General features: G+C 45.4%; 11 protein-coding genes. 3 read left to right on the top strand and 8 right to left on the bottom strand.

Going from position 1 to position 11,389, the window contains the following annotated elements:
• Nucleotides 1-239: 239 nt before the first annotated feature.
• The 6 genes from AAY47_RS18745 to dgt form a co-directional block, all read right to left on the bottom strand.
• Nucleotides 240-2,141 (bottom strand): lipase family protein, encoded by a 1,902-nt coding sequence (locus AAY47_RS18745; protein ID WP_047771819.1) that lies wholly within the window; start codon nt 2,139-2,141, stop codon nt 240-242.
• Nucleotides 2,142-2,156: 15 nt separating this feature from the next.
• The gene (locus AAY47_RS18740; protein WP_235428414.1) at nt 2,157-2,531 is read right to left on the bottom strand and encodes a hypothetical protein; all 375 of its coding nucleotides are present in this window, start codon (nt 2,529-2,531) and stop codon (nt 2,157-2,159) included.
• Nucleotides 2,498-3,592: a type VI secretion system tip protein TssI/VgrG gene (gene tssI, locus AAY47_RS18735; RefSeq protein ID WP_235428413.1), complete on the bottom strand. Its 1,095-nt coding sequence runs from the start codon at nt 3,590-3,592 to the stop codon at nt 2,498-2,500. Before tssI ends, AAY47_RS18740 begins: the two co-directional genes overlap by 34 nt.
• Nucleotides 3,577-3,759, bottom strand: coding sequence for a hypothetical protein (locus AAY47_RS22960; RefSeq protein WP_047771817.1), 183 nt, complete (start codon nt 3,757-3,759; stop codon nt 3,577-3,579). The genes tssI and AAY47_RS22960 overlap by 16 nt, the downstream gene beginning before the upstream one ends.
• A 39-nt stretch (nt 3,760-3,798) precedes the next feature.
• Nucleotides 3,799-5,064: a type VI secretion system baseplate subunit TssF gene (locus tag AAY47_RS18725; protein ID WP_047771816.1), complete on the bottom strand. Its 1,266-nt coding sequence runs from the start codon at nt 5,062-5,064 to the stop codon at nt 3,799-3,801.
• A 393-nt stretch (nt 5,065-5,457) separates the two neighbouring features.
• Nucleotides 5,458-6,993, bottom strand: a complete 1,536-nt coding sequence (gene dgt / locus AAY47_RS18720; RefSeq protein WP_047771815.1) for a dGTPase — start codon at nt 6,991-6,993, stop codon at nt 5,458-5,460.
• 135 nt (nt 6,994-7,128) lie between these two features.
• On the opposite strand from dgt, the gene mtnN reads away from it, so the two are divergent.
• Together mtnN and btuF are read left to right on the top strand one after the other, a co-directional pair.
• The gene (gene mtnN / locus AAY47_RS18715) at nt 7,129-7,827 is read left to right on the top strand and encodes a 5'-methylthioadenosine/S-adenosylhomocysteine nucleosidase (protein ID WP_047771814.1); all 699 of its coding nucleotides are present in this window, start codon (nt 7,129-7,131) and stop codon (nt 7,825-7,827) included.
• A 26-nt stretch (nt 7,828-7,853) separates the two neighbouring features.
• Entirely contained in the window at nt 7,854-8,699 is an 846-nt protein-coding gene (gene btuF / locus AAY47_RS18710) for a vitamin B12 ABC transporter substrate-binding protein BtuF (RefSeq protein ID WP_083446693.1), read from the top strand.
• A 5-nt stretch (nt 8,700-8,704) separates the two neighbouring features.
• On the opposite strand, the gene AAY47_RS18705 is transcribed toward btuF, so the two are convergent.
• Nucleotides 8,705-9,889 carry a benzoate/H(+) symporter BenE family transporter gene (locus tag AAY47_RS18705; RefSeq protein WP_047771812.1) on the bottom strand — a complete coding sequence of 395 codons (1,185 nt, stop codon included), beginning with the start codon at nt 9,887-9,889 and terminating at the stop codon, nt 8,705-8,707.
• Nucleotides 9,890-9,986: 97 nt separating this feature from the next.
• On the opposite strand from AAY47_RS18705, the gene AAY47_RS18700 reads away from it, so the two are divergent.
• Nucleotides 9,987-10,550, top strand: coding sequence for a helix-turn-helix domain-containing protein (locus tag AAY47_RS18700; protein WP_047771811.1), 564 nt, complete (start codon nt 9,987-9,989; stop codon nt 10,548-10,550).
• 94 nt (nt 10,551-10,644) lie between these two features.
• On the opposite strand, the gene erpA is transcribed toward AAY47_RS18700, so the two are convergent.
• Nucleotides 10,645-10,989 (bottom strand): iron-sulfur cluster insertion protein ErpA, encoded by a 345-nt coding sequence (erpA, locus tag AAY47_RS18695; protein ID WP_047771810.1) that lies wholly within the window; start codon nt 10,987-10,989, stop codon nt 10,645-10,647.
• Between the last annotated feature and the right edge of the window lie 400 nt (nt 10,990-11,389).

Below are 11,389 nucleotides of genomic sequence, written 5' to 3'. Positions count from 1 at the left end.
GATGATTATCGTGCACAGGTTTTCTTTGGCTGAGGATTAATCAAAGTATGCTCGCGCCCTGCCTTCAACTGTGATCCATTGATTTTTTTCAGGAGGTGAAAATGGTTCAGAATTATCTTTATAAGTTTGCCAAGTGTCCGAAATGGCATTAGATAAAAAATCACACCCTGTTAGGCACAAAGTGAGTGGTAATAATATAAATGGCATCAACTTTATCATACTCTCTACGATTCCTATCTTTATTTAGAATAACGTTGTAAGGCAACAAAGCCTCTTTCATCTTTTCGGGTTACGTCCAACGTAGTGGCCAATTGATTATCTATTTCTCTTAAGAAATAATATTCTCTGATTTTTTTTCTTTGAAATATTGCACGAATCGAATGCGGTTCACTTTCAAGAAATGATAAATCTTCCTGCTTACTTTGCAATTTTTCATCCGGTGAAAGAGTGCACAGCTCTCGTAATCTCTTATCAATATATTCAGCATATAAGGCGCTACTATGGTCAAGAAGACCTGTCCCACGCTTACTTGTAGGATTTTCGTCACCCTGAAAAAATGAACGTATCTCTTGCTCTCTATATTTATCTACTTTGGTCTGTTGTTCAATAAATTCTTTAGTCTCTTTTCTGGTTTTTTCATTTAACTCCGGAAGTAAATAAAGTTTTGATTCTGCATCAGGGAGAACATAAAAGTAAACTAATTTACCATGGTGTAAAAAGGGCTCGTTATCACGGCTGAGTGACTTAATACTTTTTGCAGTGAGAGCACCAGCTGTACTTAATGATGTTCCAATAGCAGTATCAAATACTTCGATTGCGTATCCTACAAATTTATAATCTGCTTGAAGAGCTATATTATCCATATCTTTGTTAAACGGTACAGATGGAACAAAATCATCTTCATTAACATGACGATAATGAGTAATTTCAGTGAGTTCCTGCACTGCGCTTTGGGTGAATAAACGTGGCATACCGTAGGTATAGAGGCAAGGATTATAGGATTTGAGTTGTGCACTATGTAACAAGGCGAGGGCCCCCCCCAAACTATGACCGCAGACGAATAGTTTTCTTACTTTTGCTAATCCCAAAACATGTTCGAATACTGTTTCCCTTTTTTCTATATCAGGAACTTGGATATCTTTGACAAGATGAAAAGCTTCCCAAAAACCTTTATGAACTTTTCCTTTTTCGCTAAAACCGCTACATACACCTTTAGGTGTACAGCTTAATTCTAGCGGCTGGAATATTCCATCTGTGAGAATATCCTTTGTTTCCGTCATTTCAGTGCCGCGCCATCCAACAATAACTTCTTTCTTGTTTGCCACGTAAAAAAGCTGAGTATGTCCCTGAGGGATATCTTGTTTATTTGAGTCAATATAGACGACCTCAGTATAACGATCACTGAATGGGACATCATAAACAACCGGGGTAAAAGATTGGTCATTAAACTTATAGGGAAGTTTTGAAATATCAAGCATCTGGTTATTAAAAACATTCACAATAGAGCCAGTGGCGTACTTATTGTCATCACTATAAGTTAATATGCTCATCAATGAAAAATTATAGGCGTTAACCAGTGAATAATCTTTTTGGTGATGCAATAATAAAGACCATGCCCTGAATGGGCAAACCTCAATCACATAGCGATAAGTATCGAAAGCGGAAGGTATGACTTCAAGACCTACTGGTTCATTGTTGGGAAAGTGGCAACTAGGAAGAGGTATCTCTTTTTTCCATCCTTTAATAACAGGCATTTTATCAACCAGTTCTCCAATCGTTGCATAATAATATTGACAGCCCAATTTTTGACTTTCTGCAAAAACGGTTGAAATTTTGGACATAGAATCCTTAGAGCGTGCATATTTGTATTCGCCGTTACGCTTGACTCTCAATGGGCGTTTTTCCATTTCATCTGCAAGTTCTTGCCCACTAAGAAATAAGCGTAAAGGAGAAGCCAATAATTGCTCTTCCTTGATCATTCCATTCCCATCAGTTTTCCCTGTACGTGTAGTTTTGCTGTTTTTTAATGTATAAGGTATGTTGGTTATAGGTTTATTATGTTCATCAACAAGCTGAATTTCTATTTTGTTCTTTAACATTCCCGGACAATTAGGACAATAAACCGAATTAGCATTACTCATAAATAGGTGCACCTGTTATTTTTCTTGTTCCATAGCCAATAGATAATCCTGACAGGATATTTTTTCAGCATGATGCCCTGCCTCAATTTTTTTCCGCAACCATTGTTCAATCTGTTGTTCCAAACTGCCTTCAGACTGATCCAATTGCCTCGCTATCTCTCCGTGGTTTTCCCATAAATCATTATAAAGTGAACTGGTTAACACTTTCAGACCATAAGGAGATTGCAGCCAGACGGACAGCAGGTGTTCGCCCAACGTAAAGGGGATTTCACTGTTTCCCTCTGTACATTCATCTGGCTGGCAAAACCGCATCGGTTGCGGCCTGTCTATCATCAGTTCTGTGACAGGCGACAACATCAGTGACCAGTCGCTGGGCGTAAAAGCCGGCACCAGCACGAAGCGCCATCATCCGGTTGGTCATAGCGGTTCCAGTGAAAATGCACTTTAATCGCCCCGTCTTTATTGACGAAGATTTCTTCGCCCTCCGGCCCGACCACGATGGCGGTTTCATCCCCATCGGCTAACGGTTTGTAGTGGAACGGCGGGCGGTAGTCGGCAAGGCCATCGATAAAACTGAAATGGTTGGAAAGTGTGGTGCCTTCTCCGCTGTTATCGCCCATAGCCTGCGGGCAACGCCCGTGGTGGCTGATACTGACCACCTGCCAGCGAACATTCAGAGGCTTATGGGGGTGATTTTTTATCTCGAAGATTTTACCCGGCATCAGTTTGATACAGTTACTGTGGCCACTGCCGGTTTGTTTCTGGTTATCCAGCGCTTCCTGCCGGTATTTTAAAAACGGTTTGGCGGCCGCATCTTTCTGGAACCGCCCGTAACTCTCAAACACGGTGTAAGGGGTCTGGCTGCCGAAATCGCGGAAACCTTCGCTGCTGTGCATATGGGAGAGGTGATAGCGCGGTTTTTCCGGGTTGAAATCTTTATGCAGGCTGCGCTGTGGACTCATCCCGACGCCCAGTTGCATCTGATAGATAGTGTCTGTTCCGTGGGCGGTTTCCGGCTGGGGCTGGTATTGCAGCGGCAAGCCTGCGGTCATGCCCAGATGGCTGTCACTGAAAAACAGCGTTTCATCCTCAAACCAGAAACTGAATCCCTCTTCCGCCGCTAACCGGCTGAAAAAATCATAATCGGATTCGCGCTTCTGGGTCACATATTCCCGATCCTGATGCGTATCGTAGCGTTTTGAATCGGCTTTTACCCGGTGTTTTTTCAGCAGGCTGTTTAAGATGGCGGGGGCATTTTGCCGATGATAAATCCGGCTGTCCTGATTGAGCGTCAACCGCCAGCAGGCAGGGCGGACGGTGACGGTATAGTGCGTCTTGTTACCGTCAGTGCCCACCCAATTAGCCTGAGAGACAATCCCGGTGATTTTGCACTGCACCGTTTCACCATAAAAAACCTGCAACACCGCTTCCTGCATTAGCAGTGAAGCCAAATCAATCTCAGTCTGTGGCCTAACGGGTTCGCGTTACCGGCCCTGACCAGCGTCAGGTTCAGGGTAAACAGTTCCGATAATCCCTCTTGCAAAGAAAAATCGCCAACCGCAAAGGTGTCTTCCGGCACACCCGCGATACGGCAGGTAAAACGTAATCCACTTTTCATGTTTATTCCTTATTCCTTCTCGTTTATGACATGAATGCCTTACATGGCGGGGCGTAATCCATCGACGTGCCAGAACTGCCACAGTACTTCAGGGTTGTCCGGGGTGAAAATTTCCAGCATGACGAACGTGGACTGGCTGATAAAGCAGGCCATCGCCTGATTGACTAACCGGCTGAAGCGGTACATCTCACCGAGCGTGCGGTAACAACCGGGAGCCAGCGTGAGCGACAACACAGACCCACGAATCGGTTGCCCACGCCTTAAGCGGTCGGTCAGGCGCTCTTTAACCTGCACAATGCCGTCAATGTGTTGCTGGAACTGGCGACTCAGCGGACGGTTTGTCTCGCGGTGCGGGTCAAACAGGCGGAGAAACTGTTTCAGGCTGTCAGTGGCAAATAACATCACCGGCGGGCTGGTCTGGTTTTCCAGATGAATCGCCGGAACACAACCCAACAAAAATGCCCCCTCGACATCATCCAGCGGCAATTCGCCCTCGAACCGCAAAATCAGCTCAAACGTGCCATCGTCATTGAGCGGCACTTGCGCACAGCGACTACTGATATCCAGCGTGACAAAGTTATAAAGCGCCGGCACCGCATAGTATTCCAGCAACGGTTGCAGGCCGGAATAGGGACTTTTGGCGGTGGGCAGCAACGGCTCGTCCAGCAGGCCATACCAGCCATAAGGAAAACTTTTAATGGTTCGCCGCCCGCCCTGTGTGTTCAGGCTGACATCACAGATATGTTGATCCAGCCACAGGCTGAGCTGGGCGGCACGCGCTGTGTCGGTGCCGAGGAAGAACGTCAGCGGACCACTTTGCCAGAAAGACGATGCCGAACCGGTTTGGCCTAGTGTCAGGATAATTTCACTGTGGGTGCCCGTTTTTCTGACGGTGCGCTCCTGCACAATCAACGGTTCAATATGCAAAGGACGGCAGGTTTTAAAGCCGAGCCACTGCCCGTTAAGGCTGGCAGACACCGATGTACCGATCGGGATCTCGGCCGTGCCCTGATGCTCGTCATCCGCAGGCGTAAACTGGACTATCGTCGTGGGTGGAATAGGCGACAGGGCTAACGGCCAGATACGGGAGAGCATGCCGTGAACAATTTCGGGAAAATCATCCTCCAGCTTGTCCCGCAGATTGGCAATCAAAAACGCAAAGGCGTCGAAAACACGGACAATATCGGGGTCATGAGAGGAAACCAGAAATTCAGCCAGATGCGGCGACGCTTTTGCGATGTGCTCAGCCAGCTCTCGCAGGTAAGCGCGTTCTTGCAGGTACAGCAATTCCTTGTTGTTTTTCATTGAATTTAACTTATGTTTTATCAATCAGGGATCGGTATTAGGCTGAATATCAGCGAGATAAAATGCGCAATTGAACAGCAAAGCACATTTATTCTACACATTAATCAATCAAATTAATTAATGAATTAAATCCAATTTTGGGCGGGTTTTGGCAGAATATAGGGGGATTATCAGAATATGCACGGTCATTCAGGCAAAAATCAGGCTGGCAGGAATCGTTAACGGTTTGGCTCTCTCTTGCCTGACCGTTAATATCTTTTTCTACAAAACGATCCCTCGCCTGTCAGGATCACCTTCGGGTGGCGAACCTAAACTCCCGTAGCTTGCAAGGAAAAGCAAGCAGTGCGGTACATCTCGCACTTTGGGAAGCGGATACCGTACCACTCTACCCCGTTACTTTGTGACCATAAACTTACGATATTCTTCGTAAGCGTAATTATCCGTCATGCCACTGATATAGTCCTGAATAAGACGTGCCCGATAATAAAACTCGATCACATCTTTTTCAGCCTCATCAGTGGCAACAATGCCCTCCACCGCTTCACCATAAGCCAAACGATGCTTGGTCGAAAGTTTGTGCAGCAGGCGCGTTTCAATAAAGTATTTTTTGTGAAAATTATTCTGGTTCAATTCCATAAAATCCTGACGAGGCAGTGCCAGCAAAGGTTTATAGACATCCAGCAATCCAGTAATAATCTGGTATCCTTGTAATTCCAGCTCTTCCACTTCAGGGTGATTGAGAACCCGTTTACGGGTGACATTTTTCAACGTCTTCAATAAACGGTGTTCTTCCCCATTTCCTTCCAGCAGGGCGTGATTAAATGTCCCTGTATAGATTTCAGACAGATGTTCAATAAACAATTTAGCGGTATAAGGCACCAATTTTCCGGTGATAAATACCCGTAAGTACATGAAAAACTGTTCGTGGATATTACGACGGACTTCGTTATTGGTGGTTTTCTTATAGGCTTGTATCACGGTAGATTCGAACAGGTCACCTTTCTGGTGTCCCCCATTTTCTTCCCACTCTTTTTTCAGGTATTCCACCAACTGCTCAACATTAAAAATATCCTTTTCTACCGCATCATCCAAATCCGCAATGCAATATGAGATATCATCGGCGGCTTCCATAATGTAGGTCAGCGGGAAGCGACAAAAATCGCCCATTTCCAGTTCTTTTTTCAGTTCACGGATAAAGCTCTCTTCTGACCAGTAGTAACCTATTTTCTTCATCAGGTAACTGAATTCAGTCGGTATCTCTTCCAGACGATAGGCCGGACAGGTATATTTCAATATGCAGCCAATCTGGGCATACGTGAGGTTTAAACGCAACAGATTATGTGCCAGACGGATAGCCTGAGCATTCCCTTCAAACTGACATAAATCTCTGCGCAATTGCCGACGGAATAGATCTTTCTTTTCTTCTCCCGTCAGGCGCAATGCCGCAACCTGACAGGCATCCTGCCGATCCTCCGTTTTCGGCGAATGGAGAGAATAGTCAGGATCTAATCGGCGGGAGAACCAATCTTTAATGGCAGCCTCGCCAAAATGACCAAATGGGGGATTGCCAATATCGTGCATCAAACAAGCCATCTCAACCAGACTTTCAAAAGCCAGCAAGCGATCACTCAACCCATATTTTTCCAACAAGCCCTGCTTTGACAGCTCGGCAATAATCGTTTTTGATATATAGCGCCCTATTTGCTGTACTTCGAGCGAATGCGTCAGCCGACTACGTACCGCCGCATTACGTTCCAGTGGAAATACCTGAGTTTTCTGTTGCAACCGCCGGATAGCGGCTGAGTTGATGATCCGCCCACGATCACTTTCAAATTGGCGATTCACTTGCTCTTCATCATCGGGTTGAATGGAAGATTTACTGAACTTGCGTTGGTAATTCAACTTCTGCTTGAAATCAATCTTAGACATTAATCCCCCCATGCCAAATATAACGATTATTCAGAATTGGAATCTGCGGTAAATAGCCATTCAATGATACACTTGCCGATTAAATCGGCCTGTTAATAAGGCATCAATCCATTAATAATAAGCGAGTATGACACAATGAAAATAGGTGTAATAGGGGCGATGGAACAAGAAGTGACTTTATTGCGTGACCAGATTGAAGATCTGCAAACATTGTCACGAGGTGGATGCGAAATTTATACCGGTAAACTGAATGGCGTTGATATTGCCTTATTGAAATCGGGTATTGGTAAAGTTTCCTCCGCACTTGGCACCACCTTGTTGATTGAGCATTGCCAGCCCGATATCGTGATTAACACGGGTTCAGCCGGTGGCCTTGATCCTAATCTGAAAGTCGGAGATATCGTGGTTTCCGAAGAAGTTCGCTACCATGATGCCGATCTTACCGCTTTCGGCTATGAACCGGGACAAATGGCGCAATGCCCGGCCGCCTTTATTGCTGACGATAAATTGATCACCCTGGCAGAAAAATGTATCCAATCCCTCAACCTGAATGCCGTCCGTGGTCTGGTTTGCAGCGGTGATGCCTTTATCAATGGTTCTGAACCATTGGCACGCATTCGGGCTACCTTCCCGCAAGTTGCTGCGGTTGAAATGGAAGCGGCAGCCATTGGTCATGTTTGCCATCAATATCACATTCCCTTTGTTGTCGTTCGGGCTATTTCTGACGTTGCCGATCAAGAGTCCCATATCAGTTTTGATGAGTTTTTAGTTGTCGCAGCGCGTGAATCAACGCGGATGGTCAATGCGATGCTGACCGAACTCAGCAAACAATAAAGCGTCTTTACAGTGGAGCATCGATAATGAAATCATGGTTGAAAATAATTTCCCACCGATCCATTTGGCTGGCATTCTTATTCCTTCTGTACAGCTTTTGGTGTGGTTTCAGTGCTCCACTTTATGCGGCAGCTTTCCGTGTTATTAGCCTTGCCCCATCAACGACAGAACTGGCATATGCTGCGGGGCTGGGCGACCAGCTTGTCGCAGTTAGCGCTTACTCCGATTATCCCGAAGCCGCTAAAAAGTTAGAACAGGTTGCTGATTGGCAAGGCATCAATGTTGAACGGATCATCGCCCTGAAACCTGACCTGATTCTGGCATGGCGTGGCGGTAATCCCCAACGTCCTCTGGAACAACTCGCTGCTTTAGGTATCCCCATTTTTTATTCGGATGTAAAAAAAGTCGAAGATATTGCATCAGAACTGGAACGACTGGCTGCCTATAGCCCACATCCTGATATAGCCAAGAAATCAGCCACAGATATGCGCGATCAGTTCAGCCAATTAAAACAAAAGTATGCCGACCTGAACCCTAAACCTGTGTTCTTGCAATTTGGCCTGCACCCGATTTTTACTTCCTCAAGCCATACTATCCAAAGCGAAATTGTCTCCGTCTGTGGCGGTAAAAATATTTTCGCTGACAGCCCCGTTCCGTGGCCACAGGTTAACCGTGAGCAAGTACTTACCCGCAAACCGGAAGTCATTGTCATCGGTGGAATGGAAGGGCAAAAACAGCGGGTGGCCGATTTTTGGCGACCACAAATGAATGTCACTATTATCGCCCTGAATGATGACTGGTTTAGCCGTGCGGGACCCAGGATTATTTGGGCGGCAGAACAACTTTGTAAGCAGTTAAATCGTCCCAGTTAACTGGTTTATTTTTTTATCTTGGTGCGTTTTTTTAGCACACTGTGAGCCATGATCCCGCCAATCAATCCCCAAAATGCTGAACTGATACCCAGTACATTGGCGCCCGAAGCGGTGACAAGGAAGCAGATAATTGCCGCATCTCTGGTGTGATCATCCCTGATCGCTTGATTCAGGCTATTGGTAAAAGTGCCAAGAAGTGCCAATCCGGCCAAAATTTTTATTAACGGGGCTGGAAATGCGCTAAACAGATAGAAAATTGCCCCGCCAAAAATGCCAGCCAACAAATAGAAAAAACCGGCACTGACAGCGGCAACATATCGCTTATTGGGATCGGGATGGACATCGCTTCCCATACAAATAGCTGCTGTAATTGCAGCAATACAAATACTAAATCCCCCAAAAGGCGCCAGGATCATTGCCATCAATGACGTCCAGATAAGTAATTTGGAGGCACGGGGAGGATATCCCGCCGCCTGTAAGGTTGCGATCCCGGGGGCATTTTGTGACGCCATCGTGACGATAAAAAATGGAATGCCCACGCCAATCAGTGTGGTTGCGCTAAATTGTGGCATCACAAATTCAGGCATGGAAAACATTACATTTTCACCCGCCAACGTTAAGTCGCCGCTAAGAATACAAATAACCAATCCAGCCGCCAGCGTCGAGATTATGGCGTATAACGGAAAATAGCGGCGGAAAATTAAGTAGACGAGTAACATGGCACCACAAAGCCAAAAGTTGACTTGTAGCATTGCAAACGCGTCCAAACCGAAATGAAGCAATATGCCGGCAAGCATCGCCGCCGCGATAGTGTGTGGGATGTAATTCATTAATCTGGCAAACAGTCCGGTGACACCGCATATCAACATTAATGCCGAAGCGAAGATAAAAATGCCGATAGCTTCGTTAACGGAGGTATTCGGCAAATTTGTCGCCAGTAATGCAATTCCCGGTGTTGACCAGGCCGTTAAAATAGGAGTGCGATAATAGAGGGACAACCCCATTGTCGTGATCCCCATTCCCACGCCGAGCATACTGAGCCAGGCCCCTATTTGTGCTGGCTCAACGCCGATAGCCGCCACTGCCTGGAGAATTATCGCCACTGAACTCGCATAACCCACTAATACCGCAACAAACCCAGTGATAAGTGTTGCTGGTGAAAAATCCCTGAAAAATGATAGCTTAGACATATGACATTACCTTACCGGACGTTATAACGGACGATGGTCAGAATATCATCGTCCGTTATAACGTTCAATAATGTACCCATTTTTTGAGAAAGCACCAATGAGTGATATCACATCGAAAATTGCTGAAAAATTTAAATCATTAAGAGCTTCCCGCGGGCTAAGCCTCAGTCAGGCGGCTAAACTGACGGGAGTCAGTAAGGCGATGCTTGGGCAAATTGAACGCGGCCAATCAAGCCCGACAATTTCGACACTGTGGAAAATCGCCACAGGCTTTAATATTGCCTTCTCAACCTTCTTAGAGGGGGCGGCCCCCCAATCTCAGCCTGAATTACATCGATTTAATCAATTACCGATCTTTGAGCAAAACAACTCAGGTATGCGTGTCACGCCGCTCACCCCTTTTGATGATGAACTCTTCATTGATTTGTTCAAAATAGAATTAGTCCCTGGTGCTTCAAGTGAATCTTCTCCACATGAATTCGGGGTAATAGAGCATGTTATCGTACTCAGCGGGGAACTCGATCTGCGTCTTAATGACACCTGGCATAAAATTTCAGCGGGTGAATCCATGCGTTTTCATGCCGATTGTCACCATGCTTATGCCAATTCAAGCGATAAGACCGTCGTTATCCATAACCTTATTCACTATCCGCATAATTAATTAAAAAATAACCCCATACAGCAGAAAAATGACAGTCTCTTGCAAAATGGCCTGCTAAATAAGAGGCCATTTATTGCAATAGTGAATTTTCCCATTAGACACTGAAAGAAGAGCCGCAACCACACGTGGTTTTTGCATTCGGATTGGCAACAATAAAACGGGAGCCTTCCAACCCTTCTGTATAATCCACACAAGCGCCTATCAGGTATTGCAAGCTCATTGGGTCAACAACCAATTCAACCCCTTGTTTCTGGATCGTCATATCACCTTCGTTAATTTGGTCATCGAAAGTGAAACCATACTGGAAACCGCTACAACCACCACCTGTAATGTAAACCCGCAAGCGCAGGTTCGGGTTATCTTCATCAGCAACCAGTACTTTGACTTTATTGGCTGCGGCATCAGTAAACTGCAAAGGCAATGCAGCATCATCGCTCATACTTTTACTCCAGTCCGGTTTTCCGGTAAAAATTCTCGGAAAGTTATTTTAGGCTTTCTGATCATGTTAGCCGGGATTATCCAATACCTGACTGATTCGTTCAAGTTTTGCCACATGAATGCAACAATTCGACGAGGGAATGATGCTTATCACGCGAGTACTTGAGTACTTTTTTGATAAAAATAAATCAAAGTATGCTCTCATTCTGCCTCGCAAAGCGAGTAATCATAACGGAATACCTACAAGGTGGTATATTGTTTGCTTTTTACTCAAACTTGTTGTTAGGAAAAGTTTATTAGGGAATGTAGTTAAAGACTTTCAATATATTAATTTTATTTCTTGGATTCGCATGATAAGTGCAATTTCTGAAAAAGGCGGTCAGTTGCTATAGTAGGCATCT

It is taken from the genome of Xenorhabdus griffiniae (assembly GCF_001028135.1).
GTDB lineage: Bacteria > Pseudomonadota > Gammaproteobacteria > Enterobacterales > Enterobacteriaceae > Xenorhabdus > Xenorhabdus bakwenae.
The sequence above is the reverse complement of the archived record's forward strand: the minus strand, read 5'-3'. Positions and strand labels throughout refer to the sequence as shown.